General features: G+C 60.3%; 18 protein-coding genes, 6 tRNA genes and 1 riboswitch. Of the genes, 5 read left to right on the top strand and 19 right to left on the bottom strand.

Annotation, left to right across the window (positions count from 1 at the left end):
- Positions 1-10: 10 nt before the first annotated feature.
- Positions 11-892, bottom strand: a complete 882-nt coding sequence (locus U9R80_RS07455) for a LysR substrate-binding domain-containing protein (protein ID WP_301836990.1) — start codon at positions 890-892, stop codon at positions 11-13.
- A 132-nt stretch (positions 893-1,024) separates the two neighbouring features.
- Here U9R80_RS07455 and U9R80_RS07450 point away from each other — a divergent pair, with 132 nt between their 5' ends.
- Complete coding sequence (locus U9R80_RS07450; protein ID WP_301836991.1) at positions 1,025-1,660, top strand: glutathione S-transferase family protein; 636 nt, start codon at positions 1,025-1,027, stop codon at positions 1,658-1,660.
- A gap of 23 nt (positions 1,661-1,683) precedes the next feature.
- Positions 1,684-2,730, top strand: coding sequence for an LLM class oxidoreductase (locus U9R80_RS07445; protein ID WP_301836992.1), 1,047 nt, complete (start codon positions 1,684-1,686; stop codon positions 2,728-2,730).
- A 6-nt stretch (positions 2,731-2,736) separates the two neighbouring features.
- Here the strand turns inward: U9R80_RS07445 and U9R80_RS07440 are convergent, their stop codons facing one another.
- Entirely contained in the window at positions 2,737-3,744 is a 1,008-nt protein-coding gene (locus U9R80_RS07440) for a diguanylate cyclase (RefSeq protein ID WP_301836993.1), read from the bottom strand.
- A 225-nt stretch (positions 3,745-3,969) separates the two neighbouring features.
- A tRNA-Arg gene (locus U9R80_RS07435) sits at positions 3,970-4,046 on the bottom strand.
- Between the two features lie 278 nt (positions 4,047-4,324).
- Here U9R80_RS07435 and U9R80_RS07430 point away from each other — a divergent pair.
- The gene (locus tag U9R80_RS07430) at positions 4,325-4,534 is read left to right on the top strand and encodes a hypothetical protein (RefSeq protein ID WP_324804811.1); all 210 of its coding nucleotides are present in this window, start codon (positions 4,325-4,327) and stop codon (positions 4,532-4,534) included.
- Here the strand turns inward: U9R80_RS07430 and phnN are convergent.
- On the bottom strand, positions 4,499-5,134 hold the full coding sequence (gene phnN / locus U9R80_RS07425) for a phosphonate metabolism protein/1,5-bisphosphokinase (PRPP-forming) PhnN (RefSeq protein WP_301836994.1): 636 nt from the start codon (positions 5,132-5,134) through the stop codon (positions 4,499-4,501). The genes U9R80_RS07430 and phnN overlap by 36 nt on opposite strands.
- A gap of 341 nt (positions 5,135-5,475) precedes the next feature.
- Here phnN and U9R80_RS07420 point away from each other — a divergent pair, with 341 nt between their 5' ends.
- Complete coding sequence (locus U9R80_RS07420; RefSeq protein WP_015271261.1) at positions 5,476-5,802, top strand: Arc family DNA-binding protein; 327 nt, start codon at positions 5,476-5,478, stop codon at positions 5,800-5,802.
- Positions 5,803-5,869: 67 nt separating this feature from the next.
- Here U9R80_RS07420 and mgtE read toward each other — a convergent pair whose 3' ends face one another.
- From mgtE to alaS, 9 genes are all read right to left on the bottom strand, one after another.
- On the bottom strand, positions 5,870-7,312 hold the full coding sequence (mgtE, locus tag U9R80_RS07415; protein ID WP_301836995.1) for a magnesium transporter: 1,443 nt from the start codon (positions 7,310-7,312) through the stop codon (positions 5,870-5,872).
- 332 nt (positions 7,313-7,644) lie between these two features.
- A tRNA-Arg gene (locus U9R80_RS07410) sits at positions 7,645-7,721 on the bottom strand.
- Positions 7,722-7,798: 77 nt separating this feature from the next.
- Positions 7,799-7,875, bottom strand: a tRNA-Arg gene (locus U9R80_RS07405).
- 77 nt (positions 7,876-7,952) lie between these two features.
- A tRNA-Arg gene (locus tag U9R80_RS07400) sits at positions 7,953-8,029 on the bottom strand.
- 77 nt (positions 8,030-8,106) lie between these two features.
- Positions 8,107-8,183: transfer RNA gene (locus U9R80_RS07395), tRNA-Arg, on the bottom strand.
- 108 nt (positions 8,184-8,291) lie between these two features.
- A tRNA-Ser gene (locus tag U9R80_RS07390) sits at positions 8,292-8,382 on the bottom strand.
- Between the two features lie 72 nt (positions 8,383-8,454).
- Entirely contained in the window at positions 8,455-8,643 is a 189-nt protein-coding gene (gene csrA, locus U9R80_RS07385; protein ID WP_010226667.1) for a carbon storage regulator CsrA, read from the bottom strand.
- A 182-nt stretch (positions 8,644-8,825) separates the two neighbouring features.
- Positions 8,826-10,061: an aspartate kinase gene (locus tag U9R80_RS07380; RefSeq protein ID WP_301836996.1), complete on the bottom strand. Its 1,236-nt coding sequence runs from the start codon at positions 10,059-10,061 to the stop codon at positions 8,826-8,828.
- A gap of 88 nt (positions 10,062-10,149) precedes the next feature.
- Positions 10,150-12,768 carry an alanine--tRNA ligase gene (alaS, locus tag U9R80_RS07375; protein ID WP_301836997.1) on the bottom strand — a complete coding sequence of 873 codons (2,619 nt, stop codon included), beginning with the start codon at positions 12,766-12,768 and terminating at the stop codon, positions 10,150-10,152.
- Positions 12,769-13,130: 362 nt separating this feature from the next.
- A riboswitch (FMN riboswitch) is annotated at positions 13,131-13,282 on the top strand.
- Between the two features lie 93 nt (positions 13,283-13,375).
- Between alaS and U9R80_RS07370 the strand changes: the two genes are divergently transcribed.
- Entirely contained in the window at positions 13,376-13,882 is a 507-nt protein-coding gene (locus U9R80_RS07370; protein ID WP_301836998.1) for a 6,7-dimethyl-8-ribityllumazine synthase, read from the top strand.
- A gap of 81 nt (positions 13,883-13,963) precedes the next feature.
- Here U9R80_RS07370 and astE read toward each other — a convergent pair whose 3' ends face one another.
- The 6 genes from astE to aruF all read right to left on the bottom strand — a co-directional run bounded on the left by astE (position 13,964) and on the right by aruF (position 20,244).
- Positions 13,964-14,971, bottom strand: a complete 1,008-nt coding sequence (gene astE / locus U9R80_RS07365) for a succinylglutamate desuccinylase (protein ID WP_301836999.1) — start codon at positions 14,969-14,971, stop codon at positions 13,964-13,966.
- 10 nt (positions 14,972-14,981) lie between these two features.
- Entirely contained in the window at positions 14,982-15,272 is a 291-nt protein-coding gene (locus U9R80_RS07360) for a topoisomerase II (RefSeq protein WP_028944689.1), read from the bottom strand.
- A gap of 14 nt (positions 15,273-15,286) precedes the next feature.
- Complete coding sequence (gene astB / locus U9R80_RS07355; RefSeq protein ID WP_301837000.1) at positions 15,287-16,636, bottom strand: N-succinylarginine dihydrolase; 1,350 nt, start codon at positions 16,634-16,636, stop codon at positions 15,287-15,289.
- Positions 16,637-16,660: 24 nt separating this feature from the next.
- The gene (gene astD, locus U9R80_RS07350) at positions 16,661-18,127 is read right to left on the bottom strand and encodes a succinylglutamate-semialdehyde dehydrogenase (RefSeq protein ID WP_301837480.1); all 1,467 of its coding nucleotides are present in this window, start codon (positions 18,125-18,127) and stop codon (positions 16,661-16,663) included.
- The gene (astA, locus tag U9R80_RS07345) at positions 18,124-19,149 is read right to left on the bottom strand and encodes an arginine N-succinyltransferase (RefSeq protein WP_301837001.1); all 1,026 of its coding nucleotides are present in this window, start codon (positions 19,147-19,149) and stop codon (positions 18,124-18,126) included. Before astA ends, astD begins: the two co-directional genes overlap by 4 nt.
- Positions 19,150-19,224: 75 nt before the next feature.
- Positions 19,225-20,244, bottom strand: a complete 1,020-nt coding sequence (aruF, locus tag U9R80_RS07340) for an arginine/ornithine succinyltransferase subunit alpha (protein WP_301837002.1) — start codon at positions 20,242-20,244, stop codon at positions 19,225-19,227.
- Between the last annotated feature and the right edge of the window lie 73 nt (positions 20,245-20,317).

Below are 20,317 nucleotides of genomic sequence, written 5' to 3'. Positions count from 1 at the left end.
GAATCAAGCCTCAACTCGCCTCGGCCCGGACCCAGTCGATAAAGGCCTGCACCTCGGGACGCTGCATCGCCTCGGGACGGCTGACCACGTAATAGGCGAAACGTGAAGGCCAGGGCTTGTCCAGGGCCACGACCAGCTTCCCCGAATCGATGTCTTCCTGAACGTGGGTGTCCTGGACCAGGGCGATGCCCTGCCCGGCTGCTGCTGCGCGCAACAGCAGCAGGTCTTCCTCAAAACTCATCCCGCGCCGCCCTTCATCACCCACCTGCACGCCATGGGCCTGCAGCCAGAGCCCCCAGTCGGCGCGGTCGCTGTCCTGCAGCAATGGGTAGTTCAGGCAGTCGGCCGGCTCGAGAATCTTCGGCCCCTGGGCCAGCAGCCCGGGGCTTGCAACCGGCAGCAACACCGGCGCCATCAGGCGGATCGACTCCAGACCTGGGTAATGGCCCAGGCCGTGGCGCAGGGCCACATCAATCCTGTCGCGCTTGAAGTCGACCAACTTGGCCGACGCCTCTACCCGCACCTCGATCTGCGGATGCAGCTCGCTGAACCGCCCGATTCTCGGCACCAACCAGGCCGAGGCAAACGAAGGCACCGTGCTGATGGTGAGGGTCTTTTCAACGGCCAGGTTTTCCAGCGTCGAGAGCGACTTCTCAATCTGGTCAAAGCCGCGCAACAGCCCTGGGTGAATGCGTGCGCCCGCCTCGGTGAGATGAACCCCATGGCGGCCGCGCACAAACAGCGCAACACCGATGCGATCTTCGAGCAATCGAATCTGCTGACTGACGGCCCCCGGCGTAACGCCCAGACGCTCAGCCGCCGCCTTCAGGCTGCCAAGGCGCCCGGTTTCGGTAAAAGCACGCAGTGCGAGCAACGGCAGAACCGCTCCCATGTGGTCATCCTCTGTTTAGAAAATCTAATTCCTTAATGGAGAATTCATCGTTTCTCAATCAAGCCGAGCCTATCTAGGATAGCAATCAAGGCATTGACCAGAAAGTAGCATACCTAAGGTAGAAAACGATAAATGAAGCCCTCTGAATTGATCCTTTATACCGACAGCTCACCCAATGGATTCAAGATCACCATCGCCCTTGAAGAGCTCGGTTTGCCATACACCCTCAAGCATGTACAGATCGACCGAGGCGAACATCGCCAGGCCGGGTTTCTGACACTCAATCCCTATGGACGCATTCCGGTGCTGGTGGACGAAGGCGCCGGCATCACCCTGTTCGAGTCCGCAGCCATCCTGATGTACCTGGCGGAAAAAACCGGCCGTCTGCTGCCTGGCGACAGTGCTGCGCGCTGGTCGGCCATCACCTGGTTGATGTTTCACGCCTCGAGCATGGGCCCCCTTCTCGGTCAGCGCGTGCATTACGAACTGTTCGAGATCCCGGCCATCGACACGGTTACCAAACGTTTTCGACGCCTGACCGAGGTCGCCTTCGCCACCCTGGACACGCGCCTTGAGCACAACGAGTGGCTGGCCGGCAGCGAATACAGCATCGCCGACATCGCCACCTTCGGCTGGATGCACATCGTGCGCGTCATCGGGTTCGACTTCAGCCACTACCGCTACCTGAGCGACTGGTACGAGCGCGTCAACCAGCGCCCTGCCGTGCAACGTGGCATTCGCTTGCCTCAGCCTGCGACGGGCCCCTGACACTCACCTGGAAGAGAATCGGCATGAACGACACCCTGACACGCATCGCTCCCGCCCGCACCCATGGCGCGAGCGCACCCCGCTTTGCCAGCCATCCCGGCTACAACCGGATGTTCGCGCAGGACCGACTGACGCTGGGAATCTTTTTACCGCTGCGATTCTACGAGGGCGACATGAGTGTCCTGGTCGGGCAAGCGGACCTGGTCAGCGAAATCGATCGCCTTGGTTTCGCGGCGACCTGGGTGCGGGACGTCCCTCTGTTCGACCCGTACTTTGGCGATGCGGGCCAGGTCTTCGATCCCTTTACTTACCTGGCCTACCTTGCCGCCGGAACCCAGCGGGTCGCCCTGGCAACCGGCAGCGCGATCTTCTCGCTGCGCCACCCGATCGACCTAGCCAAAGCGGCTTCAACCATCGATCAACTGTCGGGCGGGCGCCTGGTCATGGGCATTGCCTCCGGCGACCGGCCGGTAGAGTTTCCGGCATATGGCCTGGAGCACAGCGAACGCGGCGAACGCTTCGCCGCGGCGGTGGACTACTTCCGACAACTGCTGCAAGGCACTGAAAGCAGCATCGCCTCGCCCCTCGGACACCTGAGCGGTGCGCAGATGCTGCCCAGACCGGCCACCGGCGCTATCCCGCTGCTGGTCACCGGCTCGTCGCGCCAGTCGATGCAATGGCTGGGGGAGCAGGCCGATGGCTGGCTGACCTATCCACATGCAACGCACAGCTCCGCTGGCCCAAGACAACTTGCGGAAAAAATCCGCGCCTGGCGCAGCCATATCCCGGACCTTGGGTTTCGCCCCCATGTCACCAACGAATGGATTGACCTCGACGAGAACCCGGACTGCCCGCGTACCCCGCTACGCGGTGGTTACGTACTCAAGACCGGACGCAAGGGTCTGATCGAACTGCTCGGTGAGTGGCGAGATGCCGGCGTGAACCATGGGGCACTGGGCATCCACCTGGCGCAACGACCCGCACAGGAAATCATTCAGGAACTGGGCGAAGAGGTGCTGCCCTTGTTTCCATCCCATGACGGGCCATTGCCGCTGCCGCAACACTGGTAATCCACGTTACTCACAGACACGGTCTTTGCCCGCGGCCTTGGCCCGATACAAGGCCCGGTCAGCCCTGGTCAGCATCTGCGCCTGGCCTTCGTCCGCAAGTCGCTGCACCACGCCGTAGCTCATGGTCAATTGGCGCTCGCCGATGGGCGCGGCTTGCTCCAGTGACTGGCGGATCTTCTCCGCCAGCGTGCGCGCATCGTCGATGGAGGCATCGGCCATCACCACGACAAACTCGTCGCCACCCCAACGGGCCAGCAGATCCGTTGCGCGCAGGCAGCTCCTGACCCGCTCCACCAGATCGACCAGGGCGCGATCACCCCGCGCGTGACCGTACTGGTCATTGATCGGCTTGAAGTCGTCCACATCCATCGCGACCAGCGCCAGCGGCTGACGAAAACGCCGCGCACGATCACAAGACTGCTGCAGCACCTTTTCCAACAGATAGCGATTGGCGACCAGGGTCAAGGCATCGCGCTCGGCAAGATCGCGATTCTCATCCAACTGACGTTGCAACTGCTGATTGACCCAGGACAGCTCCCGCGTGCGATCAGCCACCATTGTTTCCAGGGAGTGGTTCTGCCGCTTCAGGTGTGCCACCAGACGCTTGCTGGCATCGATATCGCGATGGGCACCGAGCATCCGCGCCACCGAACCGTCAGGATTGCGCTCGATGATATGCCCGCTGTCCTCGACCCACAGGTAACTGCCATCGGCACACCGGCAGCGATACTCCACCCGGTACTGCTCGGCACGCCCAGTGATGTAAGCCTCGAAGTGGCCCATCACACGCGGGTAGTCCTCCGGATGAATAACGCTCTCCCAGGTGAACACCGAATTGTCCAGAGAATGGCTGGCGTAGCCGAGCATCTTGTACCAGCCCGGGTTGCGATAGACGTAGCCGGTATTGGCATTCCAGTCCCAGATTCCATCGCTGATCAGGTCAAGCAGGGTTTGCAGCTGCGCGCGCTCGAACGCGATTGACGGAACCTTCGGTGCTGCCGGTTCTTGACTCATGGACTCTCTCCCTTGTCCGGACGACGTCGTCCCAGCCTTGCCATAAACGCTTACATTCTAGAACGTACGTAGCCATTGGCCAGCTGAGCGATGGGCCCGAAGTCGATCGAAACACCCATGCAGGAGCCGACGATCAGACGGCACACGAGTCCGGCGCAGGAAAGCGGAAAGTAGGGAATTCTTGAACTGTTCTAGGCGCGTAAGGCTGCTTGGCCGAGCGTTGAATGGTGTCCCAGGGCAGGTTCGAACTGCCAACCTTCCCCTTAGGAGGGGGATGCTCTATCCAATTGAGCTACTGAGACACTGAGGCCGGCAACGGGCGTTGCTCGGCGGAGGACGGCGAGCATGTTAACCACCATGCAACCATTTGTCATGTCATCCGTGGGGCTTTTTGCCTTCGGTTTATGTCGCTATTCGTGCATTTTGCAACAAGGCAGTGAGCCATCATTGCAGAGTGCACGAAAGCGTCGCCCAGCAACCGTAGTAAATAGTTGATTTTAAAAATAAATATTCAAACAAGCGGGTGGCATGCGAGGTGCATTTCCACCCTTATAAAAACGATCTTTGAGGAGCCCGCACGATGAACCGCACGCTGCTTCTACTCAACGCCCTGGCACTGATCGCAGTAATGGGCCTGGCTGTGCAAGGAGAAAGCGTTGCGGCGCTCGAGCAGGTTCGGACTGCGCCGGCCATGCGGGCACAAGTGGCAGTGTTCGACAGGGTCGCTGCGAACGCGGGCGAGCAGCCGGGCGGGCTAGGCGACGTGCGGACTGGGCGTGTCGTCTTCTGACGTGCCCTCTCGAACCAGCACTCCCTGCTCGCGTAGCAGGTCGAGCAAGCGCCTGAGGGCATCTTCCAGCGAGGTGGAGTTATCCAGCAGATGGATCGCAGGGTCATGCAGCGACAGTTGCGGGCTTCGCGTCAGGCGCCGCTCGATATCTTCGAGGCTCTCACGTCCGCGGGCCAGCAAGCGTTGCCGCAACACCCGGGGTTCGACCGTGATCAGTATCGCCAGTAAATTCGGGTAACGCTCCCGGGCCTTGGGCAAATGCGCCCGTGAACCGTTGATCAGTACCGCACGCCCGCTTGCCAGCCAGGTGTCGATTTCCACGGGTATCCCGTACGCCAGGTCATTGGCACGCCAGTGCAAGGCAAAGGCACCTTCGGCGCATAGCTGCTCGAAGCGCTCGACTGAAACACCCACCGCTTTTTCACCCTTGGCTTCGGCCGAGCGGGTGATGATGCGCTGGGCAATTTCCACCTGGTTTTTCTGGAGCGTTGCACGCGCTGCATCGATCAACGAGTCCTTTCCGGCACCGGAAGGCCCCATCAGATAGATCAAGCGGCCAGGGATCACTGTACGCGGGGGCGCGCTTGCGTCATGCTGCATAGCCACTATGCTCACTGGAAGGGAAACCTGCGCATTCTAGACGCTTTGCAGGGCCCTTGCGCCTGTGATGCAAAGGGATGGAGCGCGGGCCGACGGACTGGCACCGAACAAAATGAAAACTTTTCAAACCAGTACTCATTTCTGATAATTGGTACTGGCATAACGCCTTTATCCGGATCAAGATTTGTCACAGAATTGACGCCAAGGAACCGGCGACAATGAGGCATGATTCGTACCTCATTCACAATTCAGGTTGAACATTTTGTCGCCCTGATGGTCGTAGTGACATCGTGCGGCCAATTTCGAGAACCGCTTCCCCTGAACTAAAACCGGTCAATTATATGCGCCCAATGAAACAGGCTATTTACTCAAGCCGCACCGCTGACAAATTCGTCGTACGCCTGCCCGACGGAATGCGTGAGCGCATTGCCGAGGTAGCGCGCAACCACCACCGCAGCATGAACTCGGAAATCATTGCCCGCCTGGAGCAGAGCCTGATCCAGGAAGGAGCCTTGGGTGATGACTTGAGCATGCGCCTGGACAGCCCGGAGCTGTCACTGCACGAACGCGAGTTGCTGCAACGCTTCCGCCAACTTTCCCACCGCCAGCAGAACGCGCTGGTGGCCCTGATTGCCCACGATGTCGAAATGGCAGCTGACGCTTCCTGATACCGGCCACCGCAATTGAAAAAGCCAGCGAAAGCTGGCTTTTTTGTGGCTGCGATTTGAAGGGCGACTAGAGCAGGAAGATAGTCGCCAAGCCCAGGAAGATAAAGAAACCGCCGCTGTCGGTCATGGCGGTGATCATCACGCTGGCGCCCATCGCCGGATCGCGCCCCAGGCGCGCCAGGGTCATCGGAATCAACACGCCCATCAACGCGGCAAGCAGCAAGTTGAGGGTCATTGCGGCTGTCATCACCACACCCAGCGACCAGCTGCCATACAGCAGGTACGCCACCACACCGATCACCCCGCCCCATACCAGGCCGTTTATCAAGGCAACCGCGAGCTCTTTGCGCATCAGTCGCGATGTGTTGCCCGGGCTGACCTGATCGAGCGCCATCGCGCGAACGATCATGGTGATGGTCTGGTTGCCGGAGTTGCCACCGATACCTGCAACGATCGGCATCAAGGCCGCCAGCGCCACCAGCTTCTCGATCGAACCCTCGAACAAGCCAATCACTCGAGAGGCGACGAATGCCGTGATCAGGTTGATTGCCAGCCACGCCCAACGGTTGCGCAGCGAGCGCCAGACCGAGGCGAAGATGTCTTCTTCTTCGCGCAGACCCGCCATGTTCAGGACTTCGGTCTCGCTCTCTTCACGAATCAGATCGACCATCTCGTCAATGGTCAAACGGCCGATCAGACGACCGCTCTTGTCCACTACCGGCGCCGATACCAGGTCGTAACGCTCGAAGGCCTGTGCGGCGTCGTAGGCGTCTTCTTCAGGCTGGAACACCACCGGGTCGTCGGCCATGACTTCGGCGACTTTCTTTTCCGGGTCGTTGACCAACAAACGCTTGATCGGCAGCACACCCTTGAGGATGCCGTCGTAATCGACCACGAACAGTTTGTCGGTATGCCCTGGCAGCTCCTTGAGCCGGCGCAGGTAACGCAGTACCACTTCCAGGCTGACGTCTTCGCGGATGGTGACCATCTCGAAGTCCATCAGCGCACCGACCTGCTCCTCGTCATAGCTCAACGCCGAGCGCACGCGCTCGCGCTGCTGGGCATCGAGGGTGTCCATCAACTCGTGGACAACGTCACGCGGCAGCTCAGGCGCAAGGTCGGCGAGTTCGTCGGCGTCCATTTCCTTGGCGGCCGCGAGCAACTCGTGATCGTCCATGTCGGCGATCAGCGTCTCACGAACCGAGTCGGATACTTCGAGGAGGATGTCACCGTCGCGCTCGGCCTTGACCAACTGCCAGACGGCCAGACGATCGTCCAGGGGCAAGGCTTCGAGAATGTAGGCGACGTCGGCAGAGTGCAGATCATCGAGCTTGCGCTGCAGCTCGACAAGGTTCTGGCGGTGAACGAGGTTTTCTACCAGGTCATGATGATGACCTTCCTGACGGTGGGTCAGGTCTTCGACCACGCGTTGACGCTGCAGCAGCTCGACCACCTGAGCAAGGCGGTCCTGCAAGCTCTCTTGCGTCTTTTTTACTTCATTTTCAGTCATAGGCGAACTCCACTCCCAGCAGCGGAGCACGCCGGGAGATTCAATCAGTCAGATCTTGATTGGCAAAACTTGCTATTGAGTAACTACTGGGTAAGTCCATGGTGGTATTCCACAAGCCCCGGCGGGGCTGACGGGCGCAATCATACACCGCTTGAGCTGTCAGGGTGCTGAAAAAATCGTGGCTAGAACAATCGTTTGCGAGACATAGCTATGACACCCCATGCACGCATCAGTGCGACGGTGGCTGCACATAAAAGAACACATGGCGGGTAGAAAAAGTCTAAACGCAGAAAAGCAAAAAGCCCGCCTGGATAGGCGGGCTTTCTGTTGTATGGTGCACTCAGGAGGATTCGAACCTCCGACCGCTCGGTTCGTAGCCGAGTACTCTATCCAGCTGAGCTATGAGTGCAGGGTTGGCGCTTGATGGACCAGTTCACCTCTGGTTGAAGCTGAAGTTGCTTTCTAGAAGAAAACCGCTTCGTCGTATGGTGCACTCAGGAGGATTCGAACCTCCGACCGCTCGGTTCGTAGCCGAGTACTCTATCCAGCTGAGCTATGAGTGCAGGGTTGGCGCTTGATGGACCAGATCACCTCTGGTTGGAGCTGAAGTTGCTTTCTAGAAGAAAACCGCTTCGTCGTATGGTGCACTCAGGAGGATTCGAACCTCCGACCGCTCGGTTCGTAGCCGAGTACTCTATCCAGCTGAGCTATGAGTGCAGGGTTGGCGCTTGATGGACCAGATCACCTCTGGTTGGAGCTGAAGTTGCTTTCTAGAAGAAAACCGCTTCGTCGTATGGTGCACTCAGGAGGATTCGAACCTCCGACCGCTCGGTTCGTAGCCGAGTACTCTATCCAGCTGAGCTATGAGTGCATTTGTTACCGCGCATTATAGGCCGCTAAATCTTTTTGCCAACCACTTTTTCGTTTAATTTCAACTACTTAGCGATTTAAGGCTGACTACAGCGTCCTACATGAATAATGGCGGAGAAGGGGGGATTCGAACCCCCGATACCCTTGTGAGGTATACTCCCTTAGCAGGGGAGCGCCTTCGGCCACTCGGCCACCTCTCCGCAACACGGGGCGTATAATAACCAGACCCTTCCCCGTTTGCAAACTCTTTTTTGAAAAAAACTCGATAAAAATTAATGGGTTGGTTCTTCGTCCTTCTCTTTCTTGATCCGCAGGTAGATTTCCTCACGGTGGACGGCGACTTCTTTAGGGGCGTTCACGCCGATTCGCACCTGGTTTCCTTTGACGCCGAGCACGGTCACGGTGATTTCGCCGTCGCCAATGATTAGGCTCTCGGCGCACCGACGAGTCAGAATCAACATACCTTTCTCCTCACGAAATTCAGTTCAGGGTCACAGTCTGCAAAAAAAAGGGCTTGAGCCTGTAACCCGTGACGGCTACCGACCTACGCCTAAGTATTGTCTAGCGCGAGCGAAACGACAGATTTCTCACACCAGCCAGAAAAACGAAGGGCGCGGCTAAGCCGCGCCCTTGAGGCATTGCATTACTCACCCTGTCGGGCGGGGGCATCCAATTCAAACGCGGTGTGCAGGGCACGTACAGCCAGCTCCAGGTACTTCTCTTCGATCACCACCGAGACCTTGATCTCGGAGGTGGAGATCATCTGGATGTTGATGCTCTCTTTAGCCAGCGCTTCAAACATGCGGCTGGCAACACCGGCGTGGGAACGCATACCGACACCCACGATCGAGACCTTGGCAATGTTGGTATCGCCGACCACTTCACGGGCATTGAGCTCCAGTGCCGTGGTGTCCAGCACCTTGTGCGCCTTGTCGTAGTCGTTGCGGTGCACGGTGAAGGTGAAGTCGGTGGTGTTATCGTGCGAAACGTTCTGCACGATCATGTCGACTTCGATGTTCGCGGCACTGATCGGGCCGAGGATCTTGAAAGCAACGCCCGGGGTATCCGGTACGCCACGGATGGTCAGCTTGGCTTCATCGCGATTGAAGGCGATGCCGGAAATGATCGGCTGTTCCATGGATTCCTCTTCATCAATAGTAATGAGGGTACCCGGACCCTCCTGAAAGCTGTGCAGCACGCGCAGCGGAACGTTGTACTTGCCGGCGAACTCGACGGCACGAATCTGCAGCACCTTGGAACCAAGGCTGGCCATTTCCAGCATTTCTTCAAAGGTGATCTTGTCCAGCCGCTGGGCCTGGGAGACCACACGCGGGTCGGTGGTGTAGACACCATCGACGTCGGTGTAGATCTGGCACTCATCAGCCTTGAGCGCAGCCGCCAGGGCCACACCCGTGGTGTCGGAGCCACCACGACCGAGGGTGGTGATGTTGCCGTGCTCGTCCACACCCTGGAACCCTGCCACAACAACCACACGCCCGGCCTTGATGTCGGCACGGATTTTCTGGTCGTCGATCTGCAGGATGCGCGCCTTGTTGTGCGCGCTGTCGGTGAGGATGCGCACCTGGTTGCCGGTGTAGGACACCGCCGGAATGCCACGCTTGATCAGCGCCATGGCCAGCAACGCAATAGTCACCTGCTCGCCGGTAGAGACGATCACATCCAGCTCACGCGGAACCGGTGTGTCGCTAATCTTCTTGGCCAGGTCGATCAAACGATTGGTTTCGCCGCTCATCGCCGACAGTACAACCACCAGGTCATCGCCGGCATCGCGGAATTTCTTGACCTTGTCGGCAACCTGCTCGATTCGTTCGACCGTGCCAACGGAAGTGCCGCCAAATTTCTGTACGATCAACGCCATTTCAAAGCCGCCTCAGCCCATGAAGGGCACCCAATAAACATTCAAACGACACCATGGCCCGCCACTAGACGACGGGCCAAGCGGTGTCTTAAACGCCCTGCTCCACGAATGGCACGGTCAAGGCCAGCGCGCTGTCCAGCGCAGCGGTGTCTACGCCACCACCTTGCGCCATGTCCGGACGACCGCCACCCTTGCCGCCTACGGCAGCAGCAGCTTGCTTCATCAAATCACCGGCTTTGAGTTGGCCAGTCAGGTCTTTGGTCACACCGGCAACCAGCACGACCTTTTCCTCATGGACACTGCCGAGCAGGATCACTGCGCGGCCGAGTTTGTTCTTCAGCTGATCGACCAGCGCCAGCAGTGCCTTGCCGTCCTGGCCATCCAGGCGCGCGGCCAGGACCTTGACGCCCTTGACCTCGACAGCACTGTTGGACAGGTCGTCACCGGCAGCGCTGGCTGCCTTGGCCTGCAGTTGTTCCAGCTGTTTTTCCAGCTGGCGGTTGCGCTCAAGCACAGCCGAGAGCTTGTCGATCAGGTTGTCGCGACTGCCCTTGACCAGTTGCGCGGCTTCCTTGAGCTGATCTTCGGCAGCGTTCAGGTAAGCCAGTGCCGCTGCCCCGGTGACCGCTTCGATACGGCGCACGCCGGAGGCCACGCCACCTTCGCTGATGATCTTGAGCAGGCCGATATCGCCGGTACGCTTGGCGTGGATACCGCCGCACAGTTCGACGGAGAAATCGCCGCCCATGCTCAGCACCCGAACGCTGTCGCCGTACTTCTCGCCGAACAGCGCCATGGCGCCCTTCTGCTTGGCGGTCTCGATATCGGTCTCTTCGGTTTGCACCTCGGAGTTCTTGCGCACTTCACGGTTGACGATGTCTTCCAGTGCCTTGAGTTGCTCTGGCTTGACCGCCTCGAAGTGACTGAAGTCGAAACGCAGGCGCTGGCTATCCACCAACGAGCCTTTCTGTTGTACGTGATCGCCCAGCACCTGGCGCAGTGCAGCGTGCAGCAGGTGCGTCGCGGAGTGGTTCAAGGAGGTGGCGTGCTGTACCTCGGCATCGACCTTGGCCTGAACCTTGGCACCGACCACCAGCGAACCGCTGGCCACGATGCCGTGATGCAGGAACGCACCACCGGTCTTGGTGGTGTCGCGCACATCGAAGCGAACGCCGCCAGCCTGCAGGTAACCGGTATCGCCCACCTGACCACCGGACTCGGCGTAGAACGGCGTGCGGTCGAGGATCACAACACCCTCCTCGCCTTCGCCCAGTTGCTCGACGACTTTGCCATCTTTATAGATAGCAACGATGCTGGCTTCGCCTTCGGTGGTGCTGTAGCCGGTGAACTCGGTGGCTACGTCAACCTTGACCAGGGTGTTGTAGTCCAGACCGAATGCGCTGGCGGAACGCGCGCGCTCACGCTGCGCTTCCATCTCGCGCTCGAAGCCTTCTTCGTCGATGGTCAGCTCGCGTTCGCGGGCGATGTCGGCGGTCAGGTCCATCGGGAAGCCGTAGGTGTCATAGAGCTTGAACACCACGTCACCCGGAACCACGCTGCCCTTGAGCTCGGCCAGGTCCTGCTCGAGGATCTTCAGGCCCTGCTCCAGGGTCTTGGCGAACTGCTCTTCTTCAGCCTTGAGCACGCGCTCGATGTTGGCCTGCTGCTGGGTGAGCTCCGGGAAGGCTTCGCCCATCTCGGCAACCAGCGCGGCAACGATCTTGTAGAAGAAGCTGCCGGTGGCGCCCAGCTTGTTGCCATGGCGGCAGGCGCGGCGAATGATGCGGCGCAGCACATAGCCACGGCCTTCGTTGGAAGGCAGTACGCCGTCGGCGATCAGGAAACCGCACGAGCGGATGTGATCGGATACCACTTTGAGCGACGACTGCTCTTCGTTCTTGCAGCCGATAGCGGCGGCAGAGGCGTCGAGCAGGCTGCGGAACAGGTCGATCTCATAGTTCGAGTGCACGTGCTGCATGACCGCACTGATGCGCTCAAGGCCCATGCCGGTATCCACCGACGGTGCTGGCAGCGGGTGCAGCACGCCATCGGCAGTACGGTTGAACTGCATGAAAACGTTGTTCCAGATCTCGATGTAACGGTCACCGTCTTCTTCCGGCGAGCCGGGTGGGCCGCCCCAGATGTCCGGGCCGTGGTCGTAGAAGATCTCGGTGCAAGGGCCGCACGGGCCGGTATCGCCCATGGTCCAGAAGTTGTCGGAAGCGTAAGGGGCGCCCTTGTTGTCGCCGATGCGCACCATGCGCTCCTCGGGAACGCCGATTTCCTTGGTCCAGATGTCGTATGCCTCGTCATCGCTGGCATAGACGGTCACCCAGAGCTTTTCTTCCGGCAGGCCCAGGACCTTGGTCAGGAAGGTCCAGGCGTAGGTGATGGCGTCCTTCTTGAAGTAATCGCCGAAGCTGAAGTTGCCCAGCATTTCAAAGAAGGTGTGGTGACGGGCGGTGTAGCCGACGTTTTCCAGGTCGCTGTTCTTGCCACCGGCGCGCACGCATTTCTGGCTGCTGGTGGCGCGGGTGTAGGCACGCTTTTCCTGGCCAAGGAAGCAGTCCTTGAACTGGTTCATCCCCGCGTTGGTGAACAGCAGGGTCGGGTCGTTGCCCGGAATCAAGGAGCTGGAGGCAACTCGGGTGTGTCCCTGCTCTTCGAAGAAGCGAAGGAAGGCTTCACGGATTTCTGCGCTTTTCATAGGTTCTTCCACGGAAACGGCGGCCTTAAGGCAAATGCTTGCGTCAAATTGACGAAACGACGGCAAAGGGCCGCATTATATCGGGCCTTCGGCTTGGGTGCAGTGTGTTTATGCTATAGAAACCGTCAATTGGACGCTCTGCAACGACCTGAACAAACAAAAGTGGTAGAAACCTCCTTCGCTGCTCGCGGCCGTAATACCAAGACCTGGCTGATTCTGCTGACACGGTATTACTGCGGTTGCCAATTGCAATTGGCAAGACCTGCCGGATGAAATGTCATGCATCGGCAAAAAAACCGTTAGCAGCCTATACGTTAGCCTGACAGTTGTGCTAATAATTCCCCGCCGCCGGCGACCGGTGGCAACGTTCTCAGGGCGGGGTGCAATTCCCCACCGGCGGTAATTGCGCCCAATGCGCATAGCCCGCGAGCGCTTGCAGGCCACCCTGCAAGGTCAGCAGACCCGGTGTGATTCCGGGGCCGACGGTCATAGTCCGGATAAAGAGAGAACGGGATAGGCACATCTACGCCTGTCGTTGCGCACCTGCGTGGCGAAATCCCCTTCGATCCAGATGCCCTGTTTCTCATACAAACAGGAGTCCGTTTCAATGCAACCTACCGCAATCGATAGCAAGAACCCTTCCCACGAGCGCATCGCATTTATCCAGGCCTGCTGGCACAAGGATATTGTCGACCAGGCGCGCAAGGCTTTTGTCGAGGAAATGGGAAACCAAGGCTATCAAGCGAGCGATATCGACTTCTTTGAAGTCGGTGGCGCGTTCGAGATTCCGCTTCACGCCAAGCTGTTGGCGCGTACCGGCCGCTACGCCGGCATCGTTGCAGCAGGCCTGGTGGTCGATGGCGGCCTGTACCGCCACGAGTTTGTCGCCCAGTCCGTGATCAGCGGCCTGATGCAAGTGCAGCTGGAAACCGAAGTACCGGTGTTCTCGGCAGTACTGACCCCGCACCACTTCCATGCCGGTGATGAGCACCAGAACTTCTATTTCGAGCATTTCCTGGTCAAGGGTGCCGAAGCGGCGAAGACCTGCGCCGATACACTGAAGAAGCTGCGCGCCCTGCGCCGCATCGACGCACCGCAGAAAATGGCTGGCTGAATTTAGATAAGAACGGGCTTGCGCCGCGATGCGATACAGCAAGTGGATCGCTATCGCGGGGCAAGCCCGCTTCTAGGCCGGTCAGGCGAGCTGATCTGGTGAAGTCGGCACGATCAGAATGCCGGCCCGCAGTCCATTCCTGACCTTCGGATTGGGAAAGATGATGCGAGCCCCCTCCTCCTCGACGATCCAGCGCGATTCGGCCAGGTCTTCTGCCAGCAGATAGCCCTTGGACAACTCCGAAAAGTTTTCGATGTCCGCCGGCAAGTGCAGGCGGAAGCTGTCGCTGTGCTTGATGATCTCGCGCGCCACGCTAAACAGCTGCAAGCCATCCAACGCATCAGGCTCTTCTGGCTCATTGCCTTCGATAATCTGCTTGAGGCGGGTTTCCAGCCGATCAAGATTGACCTGCTCGTTCTGCCCGAACGGGCGCGCCTTACCCAGCTCCAGGGTAAAGGCCTCGGCATCCAGCTGCTCATAGGTAAAGGCGGTAAAGGTAATCGACGCCTTGCTCTGCAGCAGCACGGCCTCCATGCCCGCCGCGCGCAACCGCGCCAGTTCGCGACGTGAATGCTGTCCACCTTCCTTGAACGGGTACAGGGCGAACTGTTCGATCTTCGAGCCACGAATGGCGGTGTGCAGGTCGTAATGCAGGCGCGTACGGCCCGGCACGCTGAAGAAGGTCTTGGCAAACTGCTCCAGCTGTCCTGCCCGCAAGGCTTCACTGCCGCTGGACAACTCATGCCGGCCATTGAACAGGCGATTGACGTCCTGCTCGATATACCGCTCTCCCTTGCGAATCGCTTCAGGGTTGCCGAACAGGAACAGGATACGGGCGCGCGGCTTGATCTCAGCCCGGGCAATGCCATGCAACAGCTCGTCGAGCAGCTCGATCGGAGCCGTTTCATTGCCATGAATGCCGGCCGATAACAGCAGGTCCATGCCATTGTCCCGCGCCTCGGGCGGGCGCACTTCGAGTGCACCTTCGCCGAGCCAGCGCATGCGCACGCCTTCGACAGTCAGCTGGGTCTTCTCTGCCGGTTCACGACCGGCCAGGGTCAGGTCGAGCAGTTTGCCGAGGGCGAGCATGGGCTATTCCTTAGTGATGGTGGCCGCAATCGGGACCATGAACGTGATCATCATCGTCGCCGGCGTCGGCCGGTTCCATTTCCAGCTGCAGGCTGACCAGGTTGGTGGCCAGCGGACGCAGCAGCAAGTTGGCGTATTCGGCGTCGTCTTCTTCGACATCGACGCCGATCAGCAGCTGACCGCGGCCATCCTGCTGAATCCACACCTCCTTGCCTTGCCAGACCACCGCAAAGCGGGTGCAGGAAGTTTCCAGCTGGGTACCATCGTCATCTTCAAGGATCAGCTGCAGGGCGTCGGACATAGTCGATTTCTCTCTCAAGGTTGGAGTTGGAACGGATAGACCGAACCCAGTTTGAGAATCTGGGTCAGTTCATCCAATGCCGTACGACATTCAATCAACAACTGCGGATCGGCCAGATCGGTTTCGCTCAGGCGATCGCGGTAGTGCTTGTCGACCCACTGGGTCAGGGTGTCGTACAGCGGCGCCGTCATGATAACCCCTGGATTGACCGCCGCCAGTTCCGTTTCGTTGAGTGCCACGCGCAAACGCAGGCACGCCGGGCCGCCGCCGTTCTGCATGCTTTGCTTGAGGTCGAACACTTTGACCTCGGCGACCGGGCCGCCAGAGCCGGTCAAGGTCGACAGGTACGTCCAGACCCGCTCGTTGTTGCGACACTCTTCCGGCACGATCAGCAGCATCGAACCATCGGCACGGGTCAGCAGCTGACTGTTGAACAGGTAGGAACGTACCGCATCCTCTACCGTGACAGCCGAGCGCGGCACACAGATCGCCTTGAAGTTGCCACCCCGTTTAGCCAGTTTAGCCTGCAGTTGGCCAAGCATCGCCTCGGTCTCGAGGAAGGCATCCTCGTGATAGAACAGCACTTCGCCGTTACCCACCGCGATCACGTCGTTGTGGAAAACGCCTTGATCGATCACGGCCGGGTTCTGCTGGCCAAACACCACACCTTCTTCGCTCAGGCCATGCAGGCGAGCGACTGCCTGCGAGGCTTCAAGGGTCTGGCGTGCCGGGTATTTCTGCGGCGCCGGAACGCGGTTGTCGAATGCACTTCGGCCATAGACAAAGAACTCGACCCCCGCCTCACCGTAGCTACGGCAGAAACGCGTGTGGTTGGCCGCACCTTCGTCGCCGAACTGCGCCACGGCCGGCAAGGCCGCGTGGTGGGCGAAGTGCTTGCTGTCGGCGAACATTGCTCCCAACACTCGGCTGGTGGTCGGGTGCTCGATGCTGCGGTGGTACTTGCAGTTGAGGTTGGCCGCGGTGAAGTGCACACGACCATCGGCGGTGTCGGCACTGGGGCTGACGGTCGCGGCGTTGGCCACCCACATGCTCGACGCCGAGCAACTGGCAACCAGCAACGGCATGGCCTCCTTGGCCGCCTGCTGAATGACTTGCGCATCACTTCCGGAAAAGCCCAGGCGACGCAGCGCAGCCACATCTGGACGCTCTTGCGGAGCCAGCACACCTTGCTGAAACCCCATCTCCATCAGCGCTTTCATTTTCGCCAGGCCCTGACGCGCCGCTTCACGCGGGTTGGACGCCTGCTGGCTGTTGCTTTGCGAAGCAACGTTGCCGTAGGACAGCCCGCCGTAGTTGTGCGTCGGTCCCACCAGACCATCAAAATTCATTTCAAACGATTTCATCGGCAAGGCTCCGTAGACCTTTTGTTATAGGGAGACGCCCGGCGTCAGTGTGGCAGGCAGGGTCAGGCTGGCGGTCTCCAGCGAGGCTACCGGGTAGGCGCAGTAATCGGCGGCGTAGTAGGCACTGGCGCGGTGGTTGCCGCTGGCACCCACACCGCCGAATGGCGCGCTGCTCGCGGCGCCGGTCAGCTGCTTGTTCCAGTTGACGATGCCGGCGCGGCAGTTGAGCCAGAAGTACTGGTAGCGCGCACGGGAATCGGACAGCAGGCCGGCAGCCAGGCCGTACTGGGTGTTGTTGGCTTCGGCGATGGCTGCGTCGAAATCGCTGTAGCGGATCACCTGCAGCAACGGGCCGAAGAACTCTTCGTCCGGGCGACCGGCAACGGCCGTGACATCGACGATGCCAGGCGTCAGCAAGGCGGCCGATGCTTGTGGCTGGGTCATTTCCAGCAGCGATACACCGCCGTTGGCCAGCAATTGCGCCTGGGCATCGAGCAGCGCCTTGGCCGCCCCCAGGGAAATCACCGAACCCATGAACGGCGCAGGCTGCTGATCAAAAGCACCAACGCTGATGTTCTTGCACACCTCGATCAGACGCTTGAGCAGCGCATCGCCCCAGGCACCTTGCGGTACCAGCAGGCGACGGGCGCAGGTGCAGCGCTGGCCGGCAGAAATGAACGCCGACTGGATGATGGTGTAGACCGCAGCGTCCAGGTCCTTGACCTCGTCGACCACCAGCGGGTTGTTGCCGCCCATCTCCAGCGCCAGGATCTTGTCCGGGCGTCCGGCGAACTGCTGATGCAACACGTTCCCGGTGCGGCTGGAGCCGGTGAAGAACAAGCCGTCGATACCCGGGTTGGCCGCCAGGGCCACGCCGGTTTCACGCGCGCCCTGGACCAGGTTCAGAACGCCTGCTGGCAGGCCTGCCTCGATCCAGCACTTGACCGTCAACTCGGCAACCTTCGGGGTCAGTTCGCTCGGTTTGAACACCACGGTGTTACCAGCCAACAGCGCCGGAACGATGTGTCCGTTAGGCAGGTGACCAGGGAAGTTGTAGGGGCCGAACACCGCCACCACGCCGTGAGGCTTGTGCCGCAACACAGCCGTGGCATCCGCCAGCGGGCCGCTCTTCTCACCGGTGCGCTCGCGATAGCTCTGCACCGAGATGGCCACCTTGTTGATCATGCTGGTGACTTCGGTCGCCGACTCCCACAAAGGCTTGCCGGTTTCTTCACCGATGCAGCGGGCGAGCTCGTCTGCCTTGGCCTTGAGCGCGGCGGCAAAGGCCTCAAGCACGCTGATGCGCGCATCCAGCGACTGCAACGCCCAAGCGGAGAAGGCCTGACGCGCCGCCTTGACGGCGCCGTCGACTTGCTCGGCACTGGCACCACGCCCTTCCCAGATGACCTGCTGAGTGACCGGGTTCAGCGACTGCAAGGCCTCGCCCTGCCCTGCCTGCCAACTGCCGGCGATGTAGTGAGTCGTCATTATTTGGCCTCCCGGGCAGCAGACAGCGGCACGGCACGCACCTGGTCACCGGCGCTCAGGCGCAGGCGTTTTGCGGTCAAGGGATCGACCACCAGGGTACCGGCCGCCAGACGCGCAGGTGCCGCGGTGATGCGGCAGTCCTCGCGCTTGCGGTTGTGAATGATGAAAGGGGTTGCGTCGTCGCCCGGCGTACCCACCGCCAGCACCAGCGCCTGACTGTCGTGTACCGCGCGGATCTTGCTGGTTTCGCACTCCACGGCAGGGCCTGCGTCGAAGATGTCGACATAACCCTGGTAACTGAAGCCTTCGCTCTTGAGCATCGCCAGTGCAGGCTCGGTGTCGGTATGCACGCGGCCGATCACGTTGCGCGCCGCCTCGGAGAGGAAGCAGGTGTACAGCGGGAACTTGGGCATCAGCTCGGCGATGAACGCCTTGTTGCCGACACCGGTGAGGTAGTCGGCCTGGCTGAACTCCATCTTGAAGAAGTGTCGGCCCAGGCTTTCCCAGAACGGCGAACGACCCTGCTTATCCGACATGCCGCGCATCTCGGCGATGATCTTGTTGCCGAACAGCTCCGGGAACTCGGCAATGAACAACATGCGCGCCTTGGCCAGCAGACGGCCATTGAGGCCACTGCGGTGATCGGCGCGCAGGAACAGCGAGCACAGCTCGGAATTGCCGGTCAGGTCATTGGCCAGGAACAGGGTCGGAATTTCACGGTAGATGTTCAGCTCTTGGGAAGCACTGACGGTCAGGCCTACCCGATAGTTGTACCAGGGCTCACGCAGGCCGACGGCACCGGCGATGGCGGAAATGCCGACCACCACACCTTCGTCGTTTTCCAGTACGAACAGGTAATCGGCATCGCCACGTTCGGCTTCGCCACGGAAGGTCTTCTCGGCCCAGCCGACCCGGTGCGACAGGCGCTCTTCATTGGCCGGCAGGGTGGTCAGGCCGGTGCCGGTGCTGCGCGCCAGCTCGATCAGCGCAGGTAAATCACTGCTGCATACGGGACGAACGATCATGCTATCTCCTCGGGCGGCGGCCTTTGGCCTGCCGCGAAACTCGACCTGGGGTGCGCGGTTATCGAACCGCAGGGATCAAACCGCGACCAGGCGCACACTGGCGCCTTCGCCAACGCCAAGGGCTTCGGCGGCTTCAAGACTCAAGGTGACCGGCTTGCCGGGGACCCAGTCCAGTTCCAGCAGCACGGCGCGGTAGTCCTGCAACTGGCCATTGCAGACCAGGTACGGGCGTCCACCCTTGACCACGGTGCTGTCCAGCTTGACCGGCACCACACGGCTCTGGGCAATCGAGCGAATGCTCGACACCCGCGCATGCAAGGTCGGGCCACCGTCGAAAATGTCGATGTAGTGATCGGTCTCGAAGCCTTCGCGCATCAGGATGTCGAAGGTGATCTGCGCACGGGGATGCACCTGGCCCATGGCTTCTTGCGCGGCATCGGGCAGCAGCGGCACATAGATCGGGTAATGGGGCATCAGCTCGGCGAGAAAGGTCCGGCTTTTGAGGCCGCACAGGCGCTCGGCCTCGGCATAGTTGAGGTCGAAGAAGTTGCGCCCGATGGCGTCCCAGAACGGCGAATCACCGTTTTCGTCGCTGTAACCGACGATTTCGGTCACCACCGATTCGGCGAAGCGCTCAGGGTGCGCAGCCATGAACAGCAGGCGTCCGCGGGAATTGAGCTCCGACCAGCCAGTGCCCACCAGCTCCGGCAGTACGTAGAAACTGGTCAGCAGGCTGTTACCCGTCAGGTCATGGCACTGCGAAAGCACATGGATCTTGTTGTGGATCTTCAGCTCGCGCGAAGCGTGCACGAAGGTCTCGTTACGAAAACTGTAGAACGGCTCGGAGTAGCCGGCCGAAGCGACAATGGCCGAGCAGCCGACCAGCTTGCCGGTACTGCTGTCTTCGAGCACGAAGAAGTAGCTCTCTTCGCCGTTGAAGCTGACTTCGGCGGCAAAGGACGTCTCGGAGGCGGCAATCTTGTCGCCCAGGCGACCGGCATCATCCGGCAAGGACGTGACACCAATGGGGCTGTCCGCTGCCAGACGCTGTACTTCGCCCAGATCAGCCATTTGCGCGGGGCGCATCACCAGCATGGTGTCACTCCTTTCGGGAAAACAGGCCGGCATCTGCCGGCACAGAAAAAAACAGCAGGCGCCCCGGGGGCAC

The organism is Pseudomonas sp. JQ170C (genome assembly GCF_035581345.1).
Lineage (GTDB): Bacteria > Pseudomonadota > Gammaproteobacteria > Pseudomonadales > Pseudomonadaceae > Aquipseudomonas.
This window is presented reverse-complemented; position numbering and strand designations above follow the sequence as displayed.